This window comes from Nocardia sp. NPDC058114 (assembly GCF_042884695.1).
GTDB lineage: Bacteria > Actinomycetota > Actinomycetes > Mycobacteriales > Mycobacteriaceae > Nocardia.
The window spans coordinates 1-22,705 of record NZ_JBHVTK010000012.1 but is presented as its reverse complement, the minus strand read 5'-3'; the positions used below and the strand labels follow the sequence as shown (position 1 = coordinate 22,705).

The 22,705-nt window shown below is 66.9% G+C and carries 22 protein-coding genes; all 22 read left to right on the top strand.

Annotation, left to right across the window (positions count from 1 at the left end; all coding sequences use genetic code 11):
• The first annotated feature begins 7 nt into the window (after positions 1 to 7).
• The 22 genes from lysA to murA all read left to right on the top strand — a co-directional run bounded on the left by lysA (position 8) and on the right by murA (position 22,578).
• Positions 8 to 1,429: a diaminopimelate decarboxylase gene (gene lysA, locus ACFVVI_RS31015; RefSeq protein ID WP_387447958.1), complete on the top strand. Its 1,422-nt coding sequence runs from the start codon at positions 8 to 10 to the stop codon at positions 1,427 to 1,429.
• A complete protein-coding gene (locus tag ACFVVI_RS31010) occupies positions 1,426 to 2,766 on the top strand; it encodes a homoserine dehydrogenase (protein WP_387447956.1) in 1,341 nt (446 codons plus the stop codon). The genes lysA and ACFVVI_RS31010 overlap by 4 nt, the downstream gene beginning before the upstream one ends.
• The gene (gene thrC / locus ACFVVI_RS31005) at positions 2,763 to 3,854 is read left to right on the top strand and encodes a threonine synthase (RefSeq protein ID WP_378635756.1); all 1,092 of its coding nucleotides are present in this window, start codon (positions 2,763 to 2,765) and stop codon (positions 3,852 to 3,854) included. The genes ACFVVI_RS31010 and thrC overlap by 4 nt, the downstream gene beginning before the upstream one ends.
• Positions 3,855 to 3,879: 25 nt before the next feature.
• Positions 3,880 to 4,806: a homoserine kinase gene (gene thrB, locus ACFVVI_RS31000; RefSeq protein ID WP_378996181.1), complete on the top strand. Its 927-nt coding sequence runs from the start codon at positions 3,880 to 3,882 to the stop codon at positions 4,804 to 4,806.
• Positions 4,807 to 5,074: 268 nt separating this feature from the next.
• The gene (gene rho / locus ACFVVI_RS30995; protein WP_387447953.1) at positions 5,075 to 7,216 is read left to right on the top strand and encodes a transcription termination factor Rho; all 2,142 of its coding nucleotides are present in this window, start codon (positions 5,075 to 5,077) and stop codon (positions 7,214 to 7,216) included.
• 254 nt (positions 7,217 to 7,470) lie between these two features.
• Complete coding sequence (gene rpmE, locus ACFVVI_RS30990) at positions 7,471 to 7,707, top strand: 50S ribosomal protein L31 (RefSeq protein ID WP_067447685.1); 237 nt, start codon at positions 7,471 to 7,473, stop codon at positions 7,705 to 7,707.
• A gap of 95 nt (positions 7,708 to 7,802) precedes the next feature.
• Positions 7,803 to 8,873, top strand: a complete 1,071-nt coding sequence (gene prfA, locus ACFVVI_RS30985) for a peptide chain release factor 1 (protein WP_387447951.1) — start codon at positions 7,803 to 7,805, stop codon at positions 8,871 to 8,873.
• Between the two features lie 180 nt (positions 8,874 to 9,053).
• Positions 9,054 to 9,935, top strand: coding sequence for a peptide chain release factor N(5)-glutamine methyltransferase (gene prmC / locus ACFVVI_RS30980; protein ID WP_387447949.1), 882 nt, complete (start codon positions 9,054 to 9,056; stop codon positions 9,933 to 9,935).
• A 331-nt stretch (positions 9,936 to 10,266) separates the two neighbouring features.
• Positions 10,267 to 10,932, top strand: coding sequence for an L-threonylcarbamoyladenylate synthase (locus ACFVVI_RS30975; RefSeq protein WP_378996174.1), 666 nt, complete (start codon positions 10,267 to 10,269; stop codon positions 10,930 to 10,932).
• Between the two features lie 13 nt (positions 10,933 to 10,945).
• Positions 10,946 to 12,076: an MraY family glycosyltransferase gene (locus ACFVVI_RS30970; RefSeq protein ID WP_378996172.1), complete on the top strand. Its 1,131-nt coding sequence runs from the start codon at positions 10,946 to 10,948 to the stop codon at positions 12,074 to 12,076.
• A 28-nt stretch (positions 12,077 to 12,104) separates the two neighbouring features.
• On the top strand, positions 12,105 to 12,563 hold the full coding sequence (locus ACFVVI_RS30965; protein WP_378996170.1) for a hypothetical protein: 459 nt from the start codon (positions 12,105 to 12,107) through the stop codon (positions 12,561 to 12,563).
• 286 nt (positions 12,564 to 12,849) lie between these two features.
• Complete coding sequence (gene atpB / locus ACFVVI_RS30960; RefSeq protein WP_378996168.1) at positions 12,850 to 13,704, top strand: F0F1 ATP synthase subunit A; 855 nt, start codon at positions 12,850 to 12,852, stop codon at positions 13,702 to 13,704.
• 72 nt (positions 13,705 to 13,776) lie between these two features.
• Positions 13,777 to 14,025, top strand: coding sequence for an ATP synthase F0 subunit C (locus ACFVVI_RS30955; protein ID WP_056817903.1), 249 nt, complete (start codon positions 13,777 to 13,779; stop codon positions 14,023 to 14,025).
• A gap of 5 nt (positions 14,026 to 14,030) precedes the next feature.
• Complete coding sequence (locus tag ACFVVI_RS30950) at positions 14,031 to 14,588, top strand: F0F1 ATP synthase subunit B (protein ID WP_378996166.1); 558 nt, start codon at positions 14,031 to 14,033, stop codon at positions 14,586 to 14,588.
• A gap of 19 nt (positions 14,589 to 14,607) precedes the next feature.
• The gene (locus tag ACFVVI_RS30945) at positions 14,608 to 15,420 is read left to right on the top strand and encodes a F0F1 ATP synthase subunit delta (RefSeq protein WP_387447945.1); all 813 of its coding nucleotides are present in this window, start codon (positions 14,608 to 14,610) and stop codon (positions 15,418 to 15,420) included.
• A gap of 67 nt (positions 15,421 to 15,487) precedes the next feature.
• Entirely contained in the window at positions 15,488 to 17,128 is a 1,641-nt protein-coding gene (gene atpA / locus ACFVVI_RS30940; RefSeq protein WP_378996162.1) for a F0F1 ATP synthase subunit alpha, read from the top strand.
• A gap of 58 nt (positions 17,129 to 17,186) precedes the next feature.
• Entirely contained in the window at positions 17,187 to 18,158 is a 972-nt protein-coding gene (locus tag ACFVVI_RS30935) for a F0F1 ATP synthase subunit gamma (protein ID WP_378996160.1), read from the top strand.
• A 25-nt stretch (positions 18,159 to 18,183) separates the two neighbouring features.
• Entirely contained in the window at positions 18,184 to 19,632 is a 1,449-nt protein-coding gene (gene atpD / locus ACFVVI_RS30930; protein ID WP_056817894.1) for a F0F1 ATP synthase subunit beta, read from the top strand.
• A 6-nt stretch (positions 19,633 to 19,638) separates the two neighbouring features.
• A complete protein-coding gene (locus tag ACFVVI_RS30925; protein ID WP_378963587.1) occupies positions 19,639 to 20,016 on the top strand; it encodes a F0F1 ATP synthase subunit epsilon in 378 nt (125 codons plus the stop codon).
• 186 nt (positions 20,017 to 20,202) lie between these two features.
• Entirely contained in the window at positions 20,203 to 20,631 is a 429-nt protein-coding gene (locus tag ACFVVI_RS30920; protein WP_378639396.1) for a DUF2550 domain-containing protein, read from the top strand.
• Positions 20,628 to 21,206, top strand: a complete 579-nt coding sequence (locus ACFVVI_RS30915; protein ID WP_062984468.1) for a cob(I)yrinic acid a,c-diamide adenosyltransferase — start codon at positions 20,628 to 20,630, stop codon at positions 21,204 to 21,206. Before ACFVVI_RS30920 ends, ACFVVI_RS30915 begins: the two co-directional genes overlap by 4 nt.
• Before the next feature lie 91 nt (positions 21,207 to 21,297).
• Positions 21,298 to 22,578 (top strand): UDP-N-acetylglucosamine 1-carboxyvinyltransferase, encoded by a 1,281-nt coding sequence (murA, locus tag ACFVVI_RS30910; protein WP_056819138.1) that lies wholly within the window; start codon positions 21,298 to 21,300, stop codon positions 22,576 to 22,578.
• Positions 22,579 to 22,705 lie beyond the last annotated feature (127 nt).

The following is a 22,705-nucleotide window of genomic DNA, read 5'->3' as shown; positions in this document are numbered from 1 at the left end:
CACTGCGATGAGTGCACACCCGGCCGGTCCCCGGCACGCAGAGATCCCGCACGCGCCGAGTCTGGCCGAGCGCCCGACCGACCCGAGGGAGATGATCGACCTCCCCGACAACGTCTGGCCGCGCAATGCCTCGCGCGGTGACGACGGTGTGGTCGCGCTGGCGGGCGTGCCCGTCACCCAGCTCGCCGAGCAGTACGGCACGCCGCTGTTCGTGATCGACGAGGACGACTTCCGCTCGCGCTGCCGCGACATGGTCGCCGCGTTCGGGCCGAACGCCCGCGTGCACTACGCGTCCAAGGCGTTCCTGTGTGGCGAGATCGCGCGCTGGATCCGTGACGAGGGCCTTTCCCTCGACGTGTGCTCCGGCGGCGAGCTCGCGGTGGCGCTGAACGCCGGTTTCCCGGCCGAGCGCATCGCGCTGCACGGCAACAACAAGTCGGTGCCCGAGCTCGAAGCGGCCGTCACGGCCGGTGTGGGGCACGTGGTCGTCGACTCGCTCTACGAGATCGAGCGGCTCGAAGCGGTCGCCGGTTCGGCGGGCGTGGTGCAGGACGTGCTGGTCCGCGTGACCGTCGGCGTCGAGGCACACACCCACGAGTACATCTCCACCGCGCACGAGGACCAGAAGTTCGGCTTCTCGATCGCGGGCGGCGACGCCATGGAAGCCCTCGCGCGCGTCTTCGAGGCCGACAACCTGCGTCTGGTCGGTCTGCACAGCCACATCGGCTCGCAGATCTTCGAACTCGACGGTTTCGAGATCGCCGCGCGCCGCATGCTCGGCCTGCTGCGCGAGGCCATCGACAAGTTCGGCATCGACCGCACCGCCCAGATCTCGACCCTGGATCTCGGCGGTGGTCTCGGCATTTCGTACCTGCCGAGCGACAACCCGCCGCCGCTGGGTGAATTCGCCACCAACCTGCGCGCTCTGGTCGCGGCCGAAGCCGCCCGTGCCGGGCTGCCCGAGCCGACCATCGCCGTGGAACCGGGTCGCGCGATCGCGGGTCCCGGCACCGTCACCCTGTACGAGGTCGGCACCATCAAGGATGTCGAACTCGACGGTGGCGCGCGCCGTCGCTACGTCAGTGTGGACGGCGGGATGAGCGACAATATCCGCCCCGCGCTGTACCAGGCCGACTACGATTGCCGTCTGGTCTCGCGCTCCTCGGACGCCCATGCGGTCGTCGCGCGCGTGGTCGGAAAGCATTGCGAGAGTGGCGATATCGTCATTCGTGACACGTGGATGCCCGCCGATGCGGCCCCCGGTGACCTGGTGGCCGTGGCGGCGACCGGTGCGTACTGCTACTCGATGTCGAGCCGCTACAACCTGCTCACCCGGCCCGCCGTGGTCGCGGTGCGTGACGGTGCGGCGCGACTGATTCTGCGCCGGGAAACGGTGGCGGACCTGCTCAGCCTGGAGGTGGAAGAATGAACGGCACCAATGACGCGGGACGTCCGCTCGGCGTAGCCGTGCTCGGGATGGGCACTGTCGGCACCGAGGTGGTTCGCGTGCTGCGCGATCACGCCGATGACCTGCGTTCGCGCGTCGGAGCGCCGCTCGTGCTGCGCGGTGTCGCGGTGCGCGACATCAGCAAGGACCGCGGTCTGCCCGCCGAGCTGCTCACCACCGACGCCTCCGCGCTCGTCGCTCGCGACGACGTCGACCTGGTCGTCGAGGTCATGGGCGGCATCGACCCCGCCCGCAAGCTGATCGGCGACGCGCTCAACGCGGGCAAGTCCGTCGTCACCGCCAACAAGGCGCTGCTGGCCGACTACACCGGCGAACTCGCCGCCGCCGCCGAGGGCAGCCGCGCCGACCTGTACTTCGAGGCCGCCGTCGCCGGTGCGATCCCGGTGGTCCGGCCGCTGATCCAGTCGCTGTCGGGTGACCGGGTGAACAAGGTCGTCGGCATCGTCAACGGCACCACCAACTTCATCCTCTCCGCGATGGACGAGACCGGCGCGGCCTACGACGACGTGCTCGCCGAGGCCACCGCGCTCGGCTACGCCGAGGCCGACCCTACCGCCGACGTCGAGGGCTACGACGCTGCCGCCAAGGCCGCGATCCTGGCCTCGCTGGCGTTCCACACCCGGGTGACCGCGGCCGATGTCTATCGCGAGGGCATCTCCAAGATCACCGCCGAAGACCTCGAGACCGCGTCGGCCGTCGGCTGCACGGTCAAGCTGCTCGCCATCTGCGAGCGCGTCTCGGCCGGTCCGGGCGAGCCGACGCTGGAAGAGGGCGGCAAGGATCGCGTCTCGGTGCGCGTCTACCCGGCGCTCATCCCGCGCAAGCACCCGCTGGCCTCGGTGAACGGCGCGTTCAACGCCGTCGTCGTGGAAGCCGACAACGCCGGTCGCCTGATGTTCTACGGGCAGGGCGCCGGTGGCGCCCCCACCGCGTCGGCCGTGCTCGGTGACCTGGTGATGGCCGCGCGTAACAAGTTCTACGGTGGTCGTGCGCCCGGCGAATCGGTCTATGCTGAGCTGCCGATCGCGCCGATCGGCGACACCCCCACCCGCTACCACGTGAACCTGCAGGTGGAGGACCGTCCCGGCGTGCTCGCCGCGGTCGCCGACACCTTCGCCCAGCACGGGGTGAGCATCTCGACCGTGCGTCAGCAGGGCCACGGCGACGGCGCCCGGCTCGTGGTCGTCACCCACCATGCGGTGGAGTCGTCGCTGGCAGATACTGTCGCCGTATTGGCGGACATGGAATCCGTCACCGCTGTGACCAGCGTTCTCAGATTGGAAGGCACCGAAGAATGACGAACGGCATCGCCCCCCAGACCGGCGTGCACTCGCGCTGGCCCGGTCTGATCGCTGCCTACCGCGACCGCTTGGCCGGCGCGGCCGACTGGGAGCCGGTGACCCTGTTCGAGGGCGGTACCCCGCTGGTCCCCGCGCCGCACCTGTCCGCGCTCACCGGGTGCGAGGTGTATCTCAAGGTCGAAGGTGCCAACCCGACCGGTTCGTTCAAGGACCGCGGCATGACCATGGCGATGACCGACGCCAAGTACCGCGGCCAGAAGGCCGTGCTGTGCGCGTCGACCGGCAACACCTCGGCCTCGGCCGCGGCGTACGCCACCCGGGCGGGCATGGAATGCGCCGTGCTGATCCCGCAGGGCAAGATCGCGATGGGCAAGCTGGCCCAGGCCGTGATGCTCGGCGCCAAGATCATCCAGGTCGAGGGCAACTTCGACGACTGCCTCGAGCTCGCGCGCAAGGTGACCGCGGAGTTCCCGCAGGTGGGCCTCGTGAACTCGGTGAACCCGGCGCGTATCGAAGGCCAGAAGACCGCCTCGTTCGAGATCTGCGATGTACTCGGCAAGGCGCCCGATGTGCACGTGCTGCCGGTCGGCAACGCGGGCAACATCACCGCCTACTGGCGTGGATACCGCGAGTACTACGCCGACGGCATCACCTCGGTGCTGCCGCGCATGCTCGGTGTACAGGCCGCCGGTGCCGCGCCGCTGGTCAACGGTGCGCCGGTCAAGGACCCGGAGACCATCGCGACCGCCATCCGGATCGGCGCCCCGGCGTCGTGGAACGGTGCGATGGAAGCCAAGGAGCAGTCCGGTGGCGCGTTCCGCGCGGCCACCGACGATGAGATCCTGGCCGCCTACCGCCTCGTCGCCGCGAAAGAGGGCGTCTTCGTGGAGCCCGCGTCGGCCGCGAGCGTGGCCGGTCTGCTGGCCGCGCGCAAGGAAGGCTGGCTGGATTCGGGCCTGACCGTCGTGTGCACCGTGACCGGCAACGGTCTCAAGGACCCCGACAACGCGCTGGCCGGAATGCCCGAGGTCAAGCCGATCGCGGTCGACCCGGTCGCTATCGCCCGCGAACTCGAGCTGGCCTGAGTTGACCGCACCCGAGCCAACGCTGATGACAGCGACGCTGCCCGCCGGTCTCGAAGTGACCGTGCGTGTTCCCGCCTCGACGGCCAATCTCGGTCCCGGATTCGATTGTCTCGGAATGGCATTGGGCATCTACGACGAAATCGTGGTGCGCACTACCGAGTCGGGGCTGGGCATCCGCGTCGAGGGTGAAGGCGCCGACGACGTGCCTTGGGGCCCAACACATCTGGTGGTCCGCGCGATCGAGCGTGGACTGGAATCGCTGGGTGTGTGGGCCGACGGTCTCGACGTGGTGTGCCGCAACGTGATTCCGCACTCGCGTGGGCTGGGTTCCAGCGCGTCGGCCGTGGTCGGCGGGCTGGCCGCGGGCGCCGGGCTGGCCGCGAAGTTCGATCCCGCGCTGCGCATGGACGACGACCGGCTGGTGCAGCTGGCCTCCGAGTTCGAAGGCCACCCCGACAATGCCGCTGCCAGCGTGCTCGGGGCAATCGTGGTGTCGTGGACCGAAACCGATGCCGCGCAGACCCGTGCCTACCGGGCCGTGCGGCTCACTCCGGCATCGGCCCTTCGTCCGGTGGTGCTGATCCCGCAGGAACGCTCGTCCACGGCGCACACCCGCGGGCTGCTGCCCGAGCAGGTGCCTCACGGTGACGCGGCGTTCAACGTCAGCCGGGCGGCGCTGGCCGTCGTCGCGCTGACCGAACGTCCCGATCTGCTGATGTCGGCCACCGCCGACCGGTTGCACCAGACCCAGCGTGCCCCCGCGCTACCGCTCACCACGAAGTGGATCGAGCTGTTGCGCGCCGCGGGTATCGCGGCGACCGTCTCGGGCGCCGGCCCGACCGTGCTTGCCCTGACCACCGAAGAATTCCCCGATGACCTGCGCAAACAGGCCGAATCGGACGGTCTGCGCGTGGTCGAACCCGGCATTGCCGACGGGGTATCGATCGACTGACGGCGTGCCTGCCTTGCCGTTGTTCGCAATAGGCAGCTATTCTGAGCAAGTCCGTACATCGTGCGCATCAGACGCCGGTGCTTCATCAGGGCAATCGCTCCCCTCACCACTGTCTTCTGGTGGCGAAGGCCTCCGGTCCTCCCGCGGCGGGTAGTACGGCACAGGCGTCGAACATGGACGCATAATCCGAGCTCGGCATATATTGCCGGGTCTACGGAACGGAACCCTCGAATCAGCACACGGCATTCGAGGGAAGGAAAGGACTTCCGTGACAGAAACGGACCTGCTCGCGACACCCGGGGTGGATTCCAACCCTACGAACTCGGGCAGCCGCGAAAGTGAATCCGGACAGATTTCGAAAATGAGCGAACAAACCGACGTCGCACGATCGGGGCTGACTGGAATGCTGTTGCCGCAGTTGCGCGCACTGGCGGGGGAGCTCGGTATCCGAGGTACCTCCGGAATGCGTAAGGGCGATCTCATCGCCGCTATCAAGGAAAATCAATCCGGAGCGCCCGCCAAGGGGGACAAGCCCGCCGCCGCGCCCGTCGCGAACGACGCGCCCGCGAAGAACGAAGCGCCTGCCAAGAACGAAGCGCCCGTCAAGAACGAAGCGCCCGCGAAGGTGGAGAAGTCCGCCAAGGCCGACAAGCAGGCCGCGCCCGTCGAGAAGCAGGCTCCCGTCGAGGTCAAGGCCCCCGAGGCCAAGACCGTCGAGGTTCCGGCCGAGCAGGCCGCGACCGAGCAGGTCAAGACCGACGCCCCCGCCGACGCAGGCGAGGATTCCGGTCGCGACGGCGGTCAGCGTGGCCGCGGTCGGCAGCGTCGTGGACGTGACCAGGCCCGTTCCGGTGGTGGCGACAATGCTCCCGCCGAGAACCGAGCCCCGGCCGAGAACCGCGCCGAGGAGACCAAGCAGGCCGACAAGGCCGAAGGTGGCGATCAGGGCGAGCGTCGCCGCGAGCGTGGCGACCGCAACGGCGCCGAGCGTGGCGAGCGCACCGGTGGCGACCGCAACGGCAACGACCGTGGCGAGCGCACCGGTGGCGACCGTAATCAGAACGAGCGCAACCAGAACCAGAGCCAGAACGGCAACAGCGGCGGCAATCGCGGACCCCGCGACGACCGCGGTGGTGACGACGAGGAAGGCGGCCGCGGTCGCCGGGGTCGTCGATTCCGCGAGCGTCGTCGTGGTCGTGACCGCGATGGTGGTCCCGCCGGTGGCGGCCAGTCCGAGGCGCGCGACTACGACATTCGCGAAGACGATGTGCTCCAGCCGGTCGCGGGCATCCTCGATGTCCTCGACAACTACGCGTTCGTGCGGACCTCCGGCTACCTCGCCGGCCCCAACGACGTGTATGTGTCGATGAACCTGGTGCGCAAGAACGGCCTGCGCCGCGGTGACGCGATCACCGGTGCGGTGCGCGCCCCGCGCGACGGCGAGCAGAACAACCAGCGGCAGAAGTTCGACCCGCTGGTTCGCCTGGACACCGTGAACGGTGGCGAGCTCGAAGCGGCGCGTCGTCGGCCGGACTTCCAGAAGCTCACCCCGCTGTACCCGAACGAGCGCCTGCGCCTGGAAACCGCGCAGAACAAGCTCACCACGCGTGTGATCGACCTGATCATGCCGATCGGTAAGGGTCAGCGTGCGCTGATCGTGTCTCCGCCCAAGGCGGGTAAGACCACGATCATGCAGGACATCGCGAACGCGATCGCGATCAACAACCCCGAGTGCTACCTCATGGTTGTCCTGGTCGACGAACGTCCCGAAGAGGTCACCGATATGCAGCGTTCGGTGAAGGGTGAGGTCATCGCCTCCACCTTCGACCGCCCGCCGGGTGACCACACCTCCGTCGCCGAGCTCGCCATCGAGCGTGCCAAGCGTCTGGTGGAAATGGGCAAAGACGTTGTGGTGCTGCTCGATTCGATCACTCGATTGGGCCGTGCGTACAACAACTCCTCGCCTGCCTCGGGCCGCATCCTCTCCGGTGGTGTCGACTCGACCGCGCTGTACCCGCCGAAGCGTTTCCTCGGCGCGGCCCGCAACATCGAGAACGGTGGCTCGCTCACCATCATCGCCACGGCGATGGTGGAGACCGGTTCTACCGGCGACACGGTGATCTTCGAAGAGTTCAAGGGCACCGGCAACGCCGAGCTCAAGCTCGACCGCAAGATCGCCGAGCGGCGCGTGTTCCCCGCGGTGGACATCAACCCGTCGAGCACCCGCCACGACGAGCTGCTGCTCTCGCCCGACGAGATGGCTGTGGTGCACAAGCTGCGGCGCGTGCTGTCGGGTCTGGACTCGCACCAGGCGATCGATCTGCTGATGGATCGTCTGCGCAAGTCCAAGAACAACCTCGAGTTCTTGATGACGGTCTCCAAGACCGCACCGAGCGCTCTCGACGAGTGATCGTCTAGAACCACCGGCAAGGGCCTCGCTTCGGCGGGGCCCTTGCTCGTTCTCGGCCGAGAACGCGCGGCGCCGGCCGCAATATCACAGGGAACAAAGCGGAGGTGGGGGGTGTTCTGGGAGGGTGCGGTCTGCTCTGGCATACTGGACAACTGTGTGTCTGCGAGTTCGCAGACATCCCGCCTAGTCGGTTCCGGTTCACGTACTCCACTCCATGGGGCTACGACCCGGCGACCATTATCGAGAGGACGCCCATGAAGGCAGGAATCCACCCCACGTATGTCGAGACCACCGTTGTGTGTGGTTGCGGCAACACCTTCCAGACTCGCTCCACCAAGGAGTCCGGCCAGATCTCGGTCGAGGTCTGCTCGCAGTGCCACCCGTTCTACACGGGCAAGCAGAAGATCCTCGACACCGGCGGCCGCGTGGCTCGCTTCGAGGCTCGCTACGGCAAGCGCGCAGGTGCCAAGAAGGCCGAAGACGCCTCCTAGTTACCTCTCCCGACGCCCGGTACTGCATCAGCAGGCCGGGCGTCGGTGGTTTCTCTGCCCGAGGTCATCGCTTTCCCACACATAAGGAACTCTCTGTGACGCAGCCGTCCGCTATCGACGACATCCTGGCCGAGTACGCCGGCCTGGAGATGCAGCTCGCCGATCCGTCGTTGCACAACGACGCGGGTGCGGCGCGACGGGTGGGTAAGCGGTTCGCCGAGCTGGCGCCGGTGATGAGCACCTATCGCAAGCTCGAGACCGTGCGCGACGATCTGGAAGCCGCCCGTGAGCTGGCCTCCGACGACGCCTCGTTCGCTGCGGAGGTGCCGGGGCTGGAGACACAGCTGGTGGAGCTGGAACAGGCTCTCGCCGACTTGCTCGCCCCGCGCGACCCGCACGACGGCGACGACGTGGTGCTCGAGGTGAAGTCCGGCGAGGGCGGCGAGGAATCGGCACTGTTCGCCGCCGATCTGGCGCGCATGTACATCCGGTACGCCGAGCGGCACGGCTGGAAGGTGGAGACGCTCGATGTCACCTATTCCGACCTGGGCGGATACAAGGACGCGACGCTGTCGATCAAGAGCAAGGACGCCGCGCGCGACGGGGTGTGGTCGCGATTCAAGTTCGAGGGCGGGGTGCACCGGGTGCAGCGCGTGCCGGTGACCGAATCGCAGGGCCGCATTCACACCTCGGCCGCGGGCGTGCTGATCTATCCCGAGCCCGACGAGGTCGAGCAGGTGCAGATCGACGAGACCGACCTGCGCATCGACGTCTACCGGTCCTCCGGCAAGGGCGGCCAGGGCGTCAACACCACCGACTCCGCGGTGCGCATCACCCACCTGCCCTCGGGCATCGTGGTGACCTGCCAGAACGAACGCTCCCAGCTGCAGAACAAGGCGCGCGCCACGCAGGTGCTCGCCGCCCGGCTGCAGGCGCTGGCCGAGGAGCAGGCCGACCAGGAAGCCGCGGCCGGTCGCGCCAGCCAGATCCGCACGGTCGACCGCTCCGAGCGGATCCGCACCTACAACTTCCCGGAGAACCGGATCGCCGATCACCGCATCGGGTTCAAATCGCACAATCTCGACGCCGTCCTCGATGGCGATCTGGACCCCCTGCTCGACGCGCTCGGCAAGGCCGACCGCGACGCGCGAATGGCTGCCGAGTAACCGGCATGAGCAGTCGACTCCCCGCACCGGCGGCCCCGCGGGACACCGACGTGGACCGCTCGGCCGGGGCGGTCGCAGGCCTCATCACGCCCGCCACGGCCACGCCGAGGCCGCTCGGATGAACGATCGACGCGAGCAGCGGCCGACCTGCGAGCGCGCCGTGATGGGCCGGACGGTTCGATGACCGAGCGGGTGCGGTTGCGGCCGCTGATCGTCGAAGCCGCCGCCCGGCTGGCCGAGGCAGGCGTCGGGTCGCCGATGCCCGACGCGGAGAACCTGGCGGCCCATGTGCTCGGTACCGAGCGCATGCGGCTGGCGATGATCCCGTTGGTCGAGCCCGAGGTCGCCGATCGGTATCGCGCGGTGATCGAGCGGCGGGCCTCTCGAATTCCCTTGCAGCACTTGACCGGAACGGCCGCGATGGGTGAGATCGACCTCGCGGTGGGCCCCGGGGTGTTCGTCCCGCGCCCGGAGACCGAACTACTGTTCGCGTGGGCGCTGGCCTACCTGGAGACCCTTCCGCACGACCACACGCCGATCGTCGTCGACCTGTGCACCGGCTCGGGCGCACTGGCGCTGGCCATCGCGCACGCCCGCCCGGACGCCGAGGTCCACGCCGTCGAACTCGACCCCGCCGCCCTCGCCTGGGCCCGTCGTAACGCCGACACCCGTATCGCCGGGGGCGACACCCCGATCACCCTGCACGCCGACGACGTCACCGACCCGGCCCTGCTCACCCCGCTGACGGGCCGCGTCGACCTGGTCGTCGCCAACCCGCCTTACATCCCCGACGCCGCGATCCTCGACCCCGAGGTCGCCGACCACGACCCCCACCGCGCCCTCTTCGGGGGCCCGGACGGCCTCGACGTCATCCGGGCGATGATTCCCACCATCGCCCGTCTCCTGAACTCCGGCGGCGCCACCGGCATCGAACACGACGACACCAATGGCGGGGGAGTGGCGGCGCTACTGGCGGCAGCCGATTTCACCGACGTCGTCGAACACGTCGACCTGGCCGACAAGCCCCGCTTCGTGGTCGCCCGGCGCCCTGACCGTCCCTGATCGCAGGCGAATCCGGCGTGGCCTGGGTCGGCCTCGATCGCCGTCGATTCCGATGATGGTGTGAGTGGCCTCGGTGGCCCGGCACGAGTTCGCATCTGCGCGCGTGAGACCCGGTTCAGCGTAGCCCCGCCGACGACCGGCAAACTCTGGACGATTGCCCAATTGCCGGGCTGACGCCGCGACTCGGTCGGCGAACGGTCAACCAGCACACTCTGAGCATCAGGCGCCCGGTCGTGCCCAAAAGTCCCCCGGCACTGCGGCCTCAGCCTGGGAGTTAGACTCTTGCGCGCACCAACGACCGGAAAAAATTCGCGGAGAGGCGACAGACGCTGTGAGTACCGTCTATGACTGTGCCGAAGCTGATTCGCGTGCGGCGGGCATCACCGCCGCGACCAGCGCTCTGAAGTCCGGTCGGTTGGTCGTGATGCCTACCGACACGCTCTACGGCATCGCCGCCGACGCGTTCGATTCCGCCGCGGTGAGCGATCTGCTGGCCGCCAAGCGCCGTGGACGCGATATGCCGGTGCCGGTGCTCGTCGGGTCGTGGCACACCATCGACGGCCTGGTGTTCTCGGTGCGGCCGCAGGCGCGGGACTTGATTCGCGCGTTCTGGCCCGGTGCGCTGAGTCTTGTCGTGCAGGCCGCGCCTTCGCTCGCGTGGGATCTCGGTGATACCCGTGGCACGGTGATGTTGCGGATGCCGTTGCATCCCGTGGCGCTCGAATTGTTGCGTGAAGTCGGGCCGCTGGCGGTGTCGAGCGCCAATGTGTCGGGGCAGCCGCCCGCGACCACCGCCGCGCAGGCGCGCGAGCAGTTGGGGTCGCTGGCGAGCGTGTATCTCGACGGCGGCCCGGCCGAACACGCTGTGGCCTCGACGATCGTCGATCTCACCGCGGATCAGCCGCGGGTGTTGCGGGAGGGTGCTGTGTCGGTGGCCGATATCGCGGAGGTGCTCGGGATGGTGCCGGAAGCCCTGATCAGCTCCGCGCAGCGGTGATCGCACGCCGCTGATGAGCTCAGTCGTTCCCCTGCGCGAGCTATTGCTCGTGCTGCTCGTCTCCGCCACGGTGACTTTCCTGGCCACCGGAGGCGTGCGGGTGCTCGCCATCGCGTTCGGCGCCGTGGCGGTGCCACGTGAGCGTGATGTGCACGTGAAGCCGGTCCCGCGGATGGGTGGTGTCGGCATGTATGTCGGCGTCGTCGCCGCGGTGTTGTTCGCGCACCAATTGCCCGCGCTGCGACGAGGTTTCGACTACGCCCCGGATATCCCGGCGGTGCTGGTCGCCGCGACGATCATCGTGCTGGTCGGCATCGTCGACGACCGGTGGGGATTGGACGCGCTCACCAAATTCGTCGGTCAGATCACCGCCGCGGGCGTGATGGCCGTGATGGGCCTGAGCTGGTACGTGATCTACAACCCCTTCAACGACACCACCGTTGTGCTCGACGCGTTGCAGGGCGGCCTGGTCACCGTCGGCATCACCGTCACCCTGGTGAACGCGATGAACTTCGTCGACGGTTTGGACGGCCTCGCCGCCGGTCTCGGTTTGATCTGCGCGAGCGCGGTTTTCGTGTTCTCCATCGGTTTGCTCTACGACCAGGGCGGTTCGGTCGACACCTATCCGCCCGCGTTGCTGGCCGCCGCGCTGGCCGGTGCCTGCCTCGGATTTCTGCCGCACAATTTCTCGCCCGCCCGAATATTCATGGGCGATACCGGCTCGATGATGATCGGTTTGATCCTGGCCGCGGTATCCACCGGCGCCTCCGGGCGAATTCCACTCCAGGGTTACGGACCGCGCGACATTGTCGGTTTGCTGTCGCCGATCTTGCTGGTCGGGGCGGTGATGTTCATTCCGGTGCTCGACCTGTTGCTGGCGATCGTGCGCCGGGTGCGCGCCGGCGTGAGTTTCTCCACACCGGACAAAATGCATCTGCACCACCGATTGCTCCAGATCGGGCATTCGCACCGTCGCGTGGTCTTGCTGATCTATTTATGGGTCGGTGTTCTCGCGTTCGGCGCGGTGGGAACTTCGCTGATGGATAGACGCCTTGTTGTCCTGCTGGTGGCAGGCGGATTGGTGTTCGCGCTGGTAGTGACCGCGATCCCGTCCGTGCGCAGGTCGGAGTCGACGCAGCACTGAGTTCGGCCCGCAAGGTAAAGTTCGGGCCGTGAGCTTTACACCCGAAACCGTGCCAGGCCCTGACGCCCCTCTGCGCGCCGCGCTGCGCTACGGCCTGATCGGCCTCGGCGTGCTCGTCGTCGTCTCGGTGGCGATCGCCTCCGCGGTGGCCGGGATGCCCGGTCTGTGGGGGGCGCTGCTCGGCGCCGCGATCGGTGGTGGGTTCATCCTCACCACGGTCGTCGCGGTGCTGCTCGGCGCGAAGCTGCCGCCGACCATGGCAGGTGCGGTGATGCTGGTCAGCTGGGTCGGCAAGTTGCTGGTGGCGCTGCTGGTGATCGTGGTGCTCAAGCAGTTCGACTTCTACAGCGGGCCCGCACTGTTCTTTACGGTGGTAGGAGCCCTGCTGATCGTCCTCGGTGCGGAGACGTACGGCGTTGTGAGCCAGAAGGTTCCGTACGTCACGACACGCGCGGGAGACAGCGAAACGGCTTCCGAGCAGGAATAATCCCACCCAGCTACACACTGTCGTAGATAGCTTGGTAAAGTGTTGGTAAGCAAGCACCCAAGCTAGAGGCCCGGCCCGACAAACTCGGGGCTATGCCTCGAGTTACCAGGGGGGATCATCGGGATCCCACCCGGTGCCGCTATGCTTACTGCCGATCCGGGTGGAATGTGCCCGGTTGAAGCATGTCGACGATGTCGCCGACGCCCGAACAGAAGCCGATACGGGTTATACCGTACGAGCCGCTGTCGAATTTCGAGCCGACCAGAGTCGACCCCATTGATCGTCAATGTCCGATCGAACCGCGGGAATGACAGTCGTACCTGCGGCCCGAACACGGGAGAGAACGCTGAGCGTCATCACTTTGGCGGCGGGCGAGTTTCACGCGCCATCGCTGTCCGACTTCTACCCTCCAGCAGTGCTGTTCGCGGGGACGCCGTTCGAACTCGATCGCCTGATGCTGGTCCGGCTGCTGATGACCGCCGTATTGGTGGCCGTCTTCGTGCTGGCATTCCGCTCGCCGAAGATCGTGCCACGCGGCCTGCAGAACGTGATGGAAGCCGGTGTGGTTTTCGTCAAGGAGCAGATCGCCGACGAGGTTCTCGGTAAGGAAACCGGCAAGAAGTTCCTCCCGCTCATCGCGACGATCTTCTTCACGGTTCTGTTCCTGAACTTCTCCGGTGTGATTCCCGGATTGAACATCTCGTCGAATGCGCGCATCGGCATGCCGCTGGTGCTGGCCGCGATCGTCTATATCGCGTACAACTACGTCGGTATCCGGAAGTACGGGTTCTTCTCCTACATCCGCCACAGCATCGTCGTCCCCGACGTGCCGGTCGCGCTGCACGTGCTGCTGATCCCGATCGAGTTCATCTCGACCTTCATCCTGCGCCCGTTCACGCTCACCGTGCGTCTCATGGCCAACATGCTGGCCGGCCACATCATGCTGGTGCTGTTCTTCAGCGCGACCTGGTTCTTCCTGTTCGACGCCGCCGCGTGGATGAAGGTCTTCTCGCCGTTCTCGCTGCTGGCCGGCATCGGCTTCACGCTCTTCGAGCTGCTGGTGATCTTCCTGCAGGCCTACGTTTTCGCGCTGCTGGCCGCCGTGTACATCGGCCAGTCGCAGCACGCTGCCGACCACTGACCTGACTGACCAACGACCGGAAACCTGCTACACACGCCGACCGGCGGGTGAGCAACAGAAAGGGAAAGATTCATGAGCCTCGCTTACCTGGCCCAGGAAGCCGCGACCACCGAGAGCACCTTCAAGGGCTTCGGCGCCATCGGCTACGGTCTGGCCGCGATCGGCCCCGGCATCGGCGTGGGTATCGTCGTCGGTAAGGCCATCGAGGGCATCGCTCGTCAGCCCGAGCTGTCCGGCCAGATCCGCACCACCATGTTCCTCGGCATCGCGTTCACCGAGGCCCTGGCGCTGATCGGCCTCGTCGCCGGCTTCATCTTCTGATTCCGATGCGCGAACTCATCACGCTCGCAGCTGAGGGTGGAGAGGATGTGAATCCTCTCGTTCCCGAAACGTACGACATCGTCTGGTCGATCGTCTGCGTCGTCATCATCGGCGTGCTCTTCTGGAAATACGTGATCCCGCGTGTGACCAAGACACTCGAAGAGCGCACAGACAAGATCGAAGGCGGTATCGCCAGGGCCGAAGCAGCCCAGGCCGAGGCACAGCACACGCTGGAGCAGTACCAGCAGCAGCTTGCCGACGCCCGGCTCGAGGCCGCGCGCATCCGCGAGGAAGCACGCACCCAGGGTCAGCAGATCCTCGCGCAGATGCGCACGGATGCCCAGGCCGAAAGCGACCGTATCGTCGCCGCCGGTCACTCCCAGCTGGAAGCCCAGCGCCAGCAGATCCTGACGGAGCTGCGTTCCGAGGTCGGCCGTACGGCCGTCGACCTGGCCGAGAAGATCATCGGTCAGTCGGTTTCGGACGAAGCCAAGCAGGCGGCGTCGATCGACAAGTTCCTCAGTGAACTCGACGACACCGACGCCATCGGGGTCGGAAGGTAGCGACGCGAAAGTGAGAAGCATGTACGCAGCGAGCCGCGAGGCCAGTACCCGGTCTCGCGAGGCGCTTCGGGTCGCTCTGACCGGAAGCGAAACTGTTGCGGCCACAACGGGGTCGGAACTGTTCGCCGTTGTCGCCGTGCTGGACGACCAGCGTTCGCTGCGTGTGGCGCTCGCGGACGCCTCGGTGCCGGGTTCGGCGCGCGCTGAACTCAGTGAGCGGGTCTTCGGCGGCAAGGTCAGCATTGCCACGCAGGCAGTGCTGACCACCGCGGTGGCGCAGGACTGGTCACGCACCCGCGACCTGGTCGACACCCTGGTGCTGCTCGGGCAGGAGGCTCTGCTGGAGTCTGCCGCCGTCGGTGGCCGACAGGACGCGGTGGAGGACGAGCTGTTCCGGCTCGGACGCATCGTCGCCGACAACCCGAAGCTGGAGCAGGCACTGTCCGATCAGGGAAAGCCCGCCTCGGCGCGGCGCGAACTGGTCGAGCGGCTGCTCAACGGCAAGGTCGAGCCGGTCACCCTGGCGCTGGCCGAGCAGGCGGTGACCCGCCTGCGGACCAACAACATCGGCGTCGCCTTCGACGCCCTGTCCGATCTGGCGGCGGCCCGTCGTGACCAGATCGTCGCCCACGTGAACTCGGCGGTCGAGCTGAACGATCAGCAGAAGGAGAAGCTGTCGGCTTCCCTGCGGCGGATCTACGGCAAGGCGGTCACCGTGCACGTGCAGGTCGACCCGACGCTGCTGAGCGGCGTCGTCGTCCGCGTCGGAGACGACGTGATCGACGGCAGCGCCACCGGCCGACTGGAGAAGCTGCGTCGGGCTCTGTCGTAATCGACAAGGCCCAGACTCCACTTCCCCCATCCCCGACATTCGAGACCACAGCGAGAGCAGGAACAACATGGCGGAGCTGACGATCTCCTCCGACGAGATCCGTAGCGCGATCGAGAGCTACACCCAGAGCTACACCCCGGAAACCTCCATCGAAGAAGTCGGCATCGTGACCGATACCGGCGACGGTATCGCGCACGTCAGCGGCCTGCCTTCGGCGATGGCCAACGAGCTGCTCGAGTTCCCCGGCGGGGTTCTCGGCGTCGCGCTGAACCTCGAGGACACCAACATCGGTGCCGTCATCCTCGGCGAGTACGCCTCGCTCGAGGAGGGCCAGCAGGTCCGTCGCACCGGCGACGTGCTCTCCGTCCCCGTGGGTGACAAGTTCCTCGGTCGCGTCGTCAACCCGCTCGGCCAGCCGATCGACGGCCTGGGCGAGATCGAGGCCGACGAGCGCCGCGTGCTGGAGCTGCAGGCCGCGTCTGTGCTGGAACGTCAGCCGGTCGAGGAGCCGCTGGCCACCGGCATCACCGCGATCGACGCGCTGACCGCCATCGGTCGCGGCCAGCGTCAGCTGATCATCGGCGACCGCAAGACGGGCAAGACCGCCGTCGCGATCGACGCGATCCTGAACCAGAAGGCGAACTGGGAGACCGGCGACGCCGACAAGCAGGTTCGCTGCATCTACGTCGCGATCGGCCAGAAGGGCTCCACCATCGCGGGCGTCAAGACCGCGCTCGAGGAGCACGGCGCGATGGAGTACACCACCATCGTCGCGGCCCCGGCCTCCGATTCCGCCGGCTTCAAGTGGCTGGCTCCGTACACCGGTTCGGCCATCGGCCAGCACTGGATGTACCAGGGCAAGCACGTCCTCATCGTGTTCGACGACCTGACCAAGCAGGCCGAGGCGTACCGCGCCATCTCGCTGCTGCTGCGTCGTCCGCCGGGCCGCGAGGCGTACCCCGGTGACGTCTTCTACCTGCACTCCCGTCTGCTGGAGCGTTGCGCGAAGCTGTCCGACGAGATGGGCGCCGGCTCGATGACCGGTCTGCCGATCATCGAGACCAAGGCCAACGACGTCTCGGCGTTCATCCCGACCAACGTCATCTCCATCACCGACGGCCAGGTCTTCCTCGAGTCCGACCTGTTCAACAAGGGCGTCCGCCCGGCGATCAACGTCGGTACCTCGGTCTCCCGTGTCGGTGGCGCCGCCCAGACCAAGGCCATGAAGAAGGTCGCCGGTTCGCTGCGTCTGGAAATGGCGCAGTACCGCGAGCTGGAGGCGTTCTCCGCCTTCGCCTCCGACCTCGACGCCGCGTCGCTGGCGCAGCTCGAGCGTGGTGCCCGCTGGGTCGAGCTGCTCAAGCAGGACCAGTACTCCCCGGTCTCGGTCGAGGATCAGGTCGTCTCGATCTTCCTGGTCGACGCCGGTTACTACGAGTCGGTGCCCGTCGAAGACGTGCGTCGCTTCACCGCCGAGCTGCTCGAGTACCTGCACGGCGCGACCCAGAGCTCGTTCGACGCGCTCGAGGGTGGCAAGAAGCCGCTCGCCGGCGAGGCCGCCGACGCGATCAAGGCCGAGACCGACAAGTTCAAGCAGGGCTTCCTCGATTCGAACGGCAATCGCATCGTGAACGAGGCTGCCGCGGGCGAGCTGGACCACGAAGAGGTCGAGTCGCTGTCGGTCACCCGCAAGCACGTCGACAAGTAAGCCGGGTCATGATGTCGGCAATTTCCGATCTGGCGAATGAAGGGAGTGTGAACCGCTAGTGGCAAGTTTGCGCGAATTGCGCTCCCGCATTCGTGGTGTGAATTCGATCAAGAAGATCACCAAGGCTCAGGAACTGATCGCGACCTCGCGAATTTCCAAGGCCCAGGCCAGGGTTGCGGCTGCCAAGCCGTACGCCGAGGAGATCACCAAGGTCCTCGGCGAACTGGCGAGCGCTTCGAAGAACCTGTCGCACCCGCTGCTGACCGAGCGTCCCAACGCTCGTCGGGCCGCTGTCCTGGTGATCACCAGTGACAGCGGTATGTGCGGTGGCTACAACTCGAACGTGCTCAAGCGTGCCGAAGAGCTCATGACCACGCTGCGTGGCGACGGCAAGGAACCCGTTCTGTACGTGATGGGCAGCAAGGGCATCACGTACTACAAGTTCCGCAACCGTCCGTTCCAGGCGTCGTGGTTCGGCTTCTCCCAGCAGCCCAAGTACACCGATGCCTCGGCCGCGTGCCAGCACCTGGTCGAGGCCTTCATGGCCGGCTCCGACAGCGAGGTCTCCTCGCTCGACGGCACCGGAACCATCGAGGGTGTCGACGAGCTGCACATCGTGTACACCAAGTTCGTCTCGATGCTGACCCAGAACCCGGAGGTGCGCCGCCTGGCGCCGATCCAGGTCAGCTACGTCGACGAGAACTACGAGCTCGGTGACGACATCATGTCGGATTCGCCGAACGCGGTGGCCACGGCGCAGTACGAGTTCGAGCCGGACGCCGATGTGCTGCTCGGGGCTCTGCTGCCCAAGTACATCAACACGCGTATCTACGCATCGTTGCTCGAGGCAGCGGCATCCGAGTCCGCGGCTCGGCGCACCGCAATGAAGGCGGCGACCGATAACGCCAACGAGCTGGCCAATGTGCTCCAGCGCGAGGCGAACTCGGTGCGTCAGGCCCAGATCACGCAGGAAATCAGCGAAATCGTCGGCGGCGTCAATGCGCTGGCGTCGAGCTCGGACCGCGACTAAGAAGCGCAGGAAGAGAACCAATCTAATGACCGCAGCTGTCACTCAGGACAACGCGAAGAAGGCGGGCGAAACCGCTGGTCGCGTCGTCCGTGTCATCGGCCCCGTCGTGGACGTCGAGTTCCCGCGTGGCGCCATCCCCGAGCTGTTCAACGCTCTGAACTCCGACATCGAGCTCCCGTCGGTGGCCAAGACCCTCACCCTCGAGGTCGCTCAGCACCTCGGCGACAACATCGTGCGCACCATCTCGATGCAGCCGACCGACGGCCTGGTCCGTGGCGCGACCGTCACCGACACCGGCAAGCCGATCTCGGTGCCCGTCGGCGACATCGTCAAGGGCCACGTGTTCAACGCCCTCGGTGACTGCCTCGACACCCCCGGCCTCGGCCGGGACGGCGAGCAGTGGGGCATCCACCGTCAGCCGCCGAGCTTCGACCAGCTCGAGGGCAAGACCGAGATCCTCGAGACCGGCGTCAAGGTCATCGACCTGCTGACCCCGTACGTCAAGGGCGGCAAGATCGGTCTGTTCGGTGGTGCCGGTGTCGGCAAGACCGTGCTGATCCAGGAGATGATCACCCGTATCGCTCGCGAGTTCTCGGGCACCTCGGTGTTCGCGGGCGTCGGTGAGCGTACGCGTGAGGGCACCGACCTCCGTCTGGAAATGGAAGAGATGGGCGTCCTTCCGGACACCGCCCTCGTCTTCGGCCAGATGGACGAGCCGCCGGGCACGCGTATGCGCGTCGCCCTGTCGGCGCTGACCATGGCGGAGTACTTCCGCGATGTCCAGCACCAGGACGTGCTGCTCTTCATCGACAACATCTTCCGTTTCACCCAGGCCGGTTCCGAGGTCTCGACCCTGCTGGGTCGCATGCCTTCGGCCGTGGGTTACCAGCCCACGCTGGCGGACGAGATGGGTCAGCTCCAGGAGCGCATCACCTCGACCAAGGGTCGCTCGATCACCTCGCTGCAGGCGATCTACGTCCCCGCCGACGACTACACCGACCCGGCGCCGGCGACCACCTTCGCCCACCTGGATGCGACGACCGAGCTTTCGCGCCCGATCTCGCAGAAGGGCATCTACCCGGCCGTCGACCCGCTGACCTCGACCTCTCGTATCCTCGAGGCTTCGATCGTCGGCGAGCGCCACTTCCGGGTTGCCAACGAGGTCAAGCGGATCCTGCAGAAGTACAAGGAACTGCAGGACATCATCGCCATCCTCGGCATGGACGAGCTCTCCGAAGAGGACAAGGTCCTCGTCGGTCGCGCCCGTCGCCTGGAGAAGTTCCTCGGTCAGAACTTCATCGTCGCCGAGAAGTTCACCGGCCAGGTCGGCTCGGTCGTTCCGCTGGAGCAGACCATCGACGACTTCGACCGTGTCTGCAAGGGCGAGTTCGACCACTACCCGGAGCAGGCGTTCAACTCCTGCGGTGGTCTCGACGACGTCGAGGCAGCCGCGAAGAAGATCCTCGGGAAGTAGTCCACTATGGCGGAGATGACAGTTGATCTCGTAGCTGTCGAGCGCAAGATCTGGTCCGGCCAGGCTTCGTTCGTCAGCGCGCAGACCACCGAGGGTCAGATCGGCATCATGGCAGGCCACGAGCCGCTGCTCGGTCAGCTCGTCGAGGGCGGCACGGTTTCCATCGTGTCGACCGACGGCGAGCGGATCGTCGCCGCGGTGCACGGCGGCTTCTTCTCGGTCACCGCCGACACCGTGCGGGTGCTGGCCGAGTCCGCGGATCTCGCGGGCGAGGTCGACGTCGACGCGGCACGCAAGGTGCTGGCCGATGCGAGCGCCACCGAGGTGGAGCTGCGCGCGGCCCAGGGCCAGGTGCGTGCGGTCGAAGCGACCGTGACCGACTGATCGCAGTAGTACGACTCTCTGCCGGCGAGGAACTTCGGTTCCTCGCCGGCAGAGTTGTTTGCACCGCCTTTTCGTGGGGATAGACGATCCGGCCGGAGCACCGCGTAGTGGGCGTGATTGAATGTCTGGGCGGGGGTGTCTTTGACACCGGCTAGAGCGAAAGGGCGTACGGCATTGCAAACCGGGATGGTTCTCCTGATCATTCTGGTGCTGACGCTCGTGTTCGTAGCCGGTGCGTCGACCTATCGCCTGGTGATGTTGCGCCGCGGGGGCACGGCCGCGCTCCTACGTTCACTGCCCGCGCGCGGCGGCCAAGGCTGGCGGCACGGGCTCATTCGCTACGACGAGGATCGCCTCGTCTTCTTCAAATTGACCAGCCTGAAATTCGGACCCGACTCCACGGTGCATCGGCAGGGCCTCGAGATCGTCGAGCGCCGAGCGCCGCAGGGCGACGAATTCGACATCATGAGCGATGACATCGTGGTGGTAGCCGTCACCGATCCGCACAGCAAATTCGAGCTCGCGCTCGACCGCGGTTCGATGGCGGCTTTTCTGTCCTGGGTGGAGTCGCGACCGTCCGATCGCGCCCGCCGCACTCGTGGAGGCCCGTCGTGAGCGTGCATTTGACCCGGATCTATACCCGCACGGGCGACGACGGGACGACCGGTCTCAGCGATTTCTCCCGTGTCGCCAAGAACGATCCCCGGCTGATCGCCTACGCCGACTGCGACGAGGCCAATGCCGCACTCGGTGTCGCCGTTGCCCTCGGTGCGCCCGAACCCGCTGTGCTGACGGTGCTGCGCCAGATCCAGAACGATCTGTTCGACGCGGGCGCCGATCTGTCCACCCCGGTTGTCGCCGAACCGAAGTATCCGCCGCTGCGCATCACCCAGCCCTATATCGACCGGCTCGAGAAGTGGTGCGACGAGTTCAACGACGGTCTGGCACCGCTGAATTCGTTCATCCTGCCCGGCGGCACGCCGTTGGCTGCGTTGTTGCACACAGCCCGCACTGTGGTGCGGCGCGCCGAGCGATCCGCGTGGTCCGCTGTCGAAACGCACCCTGACGACACCAGTGTGCTGCCCGCGAAATATCTGAATCGACTCTCGGACCTGCTGTTCATCCTCAGCCGCGCCACCAATCCTTCTGGTGACGTGTTGTGGCAGCCCGGCGGCGGGCTACCACGCTGAAAGCGACTCTCCGACGCGGAGAATCGGTCGGTTTCTTGTTCTTTCGTGGCAGGGGGGCGTGTCGTCGCGTGACGGTCGATAAGCTGGCGTGGTGAGCGAACGGTTTCTGGTCTCCGGCGGCAATCGACTCGTCGGCGAGGTCGCGGTCGGCGGCGCGAAGAACAGCGTGCTGAAGCTGATGGCTGCCTCGTTGCTGGCCGAGGGCACGACCACCATCACCAACTGCCCGGACATCCTCGATGTCCCCTTGATGGCGGAGGTGCTGCGCGGCCTCGGCTGCGATGTGACGATCTCCGACGATGTCGGCGGCGACAACTCGGTGGTGACGATCGATACCCCCGCCGAGCCCAAGTACCACGCGGACTTCCCCGCGGTGACCCAGTTCCGCGCCTCGGTGTGTGTGCTCGGTCCGCTGATGGCGCGCTGCAAACGCGCCGTGGTGGCGCTGCCCGGTGGCGATGCGATCGGTTCGCGACCCCTTGACATGCACCAGGCTGGCCTACGCCTGCTCGGTGCGACCAGTGCGATCGAGCACGGTTGCGTCGTGGCGTCGGCCGAACAGTTGCAGGGCGCGCGGATCCGCCTCGACTTCCCGTCGGTGGGCGCGACCGAGAACATCCTGATGGCCGCGGTCCTGGCCGAGGGGGAGACGGTCATCGACAATGCGGCGCGCGAGCCCGACATCGTCGACCTGTGCACCATGCTCGTACAGATGGGTGCGCAGATCGACGGTGCCGGTTCCTCCGTGCTCACCGTGCAGGGCGTCAAGAGCCTCTCGCCCACCACACACCGGGTGATCGGCGACCGTATCGTCGCCGCCACCTGGGGGATCGCCGCCGCGATGACCACCGGCGATGTTCGGGTCACCGGCGTCAACCCCAAGCACCTGGCGCTGGTGCTGGACAAGCTGCGTTCGGCCGGCGCGCGAATCTCCTACGAGCCCAACGGTTTCCGGGTCGTGCAGGCCGAGCGTCCACGTGCGGTGAACTTCGCGACGCTGCCATTCCCCGGTTTCCCGACCGACCTGCAGCCGATGGCCATCGGCCTGGCCGCGATCGCGGACGGCACGTCGATGATCACCGAGAACGTCTTCGAGGCGCGGTTCCGTTTCGTGGAGGAGATGATCCGGCTCGGCTCCGACGCCCGGACCGACGGTCACCATGCGGTGGTCCGTGGAATCCCGCGGTTGTCGAGTGCGCCGGTCTGGTCCTCCGACATCCGCGCGGGTGCGGGCCTGGTGCTCGCCGGCCTCGTCGCTGATGGCGTCACCGAAGTGCACGACGTCTATCACATCGACCGCGGCTACCCCCGGTTCGTCGAGCAGATGCAGGCGCTCGGCGGACAGGTCGAACGGGTAGATGCGCCGAAATAGGGCCCCTGACCAGCCGATTTGACTTCGCGTTTGTCGGCACGTAACTTTATTCGAGTCAGAGCGACACGGACACCGACTCAGCCGCCCAGCGGCCGGGACACGAGGTAGGACGTTGAGCGCCTGACTG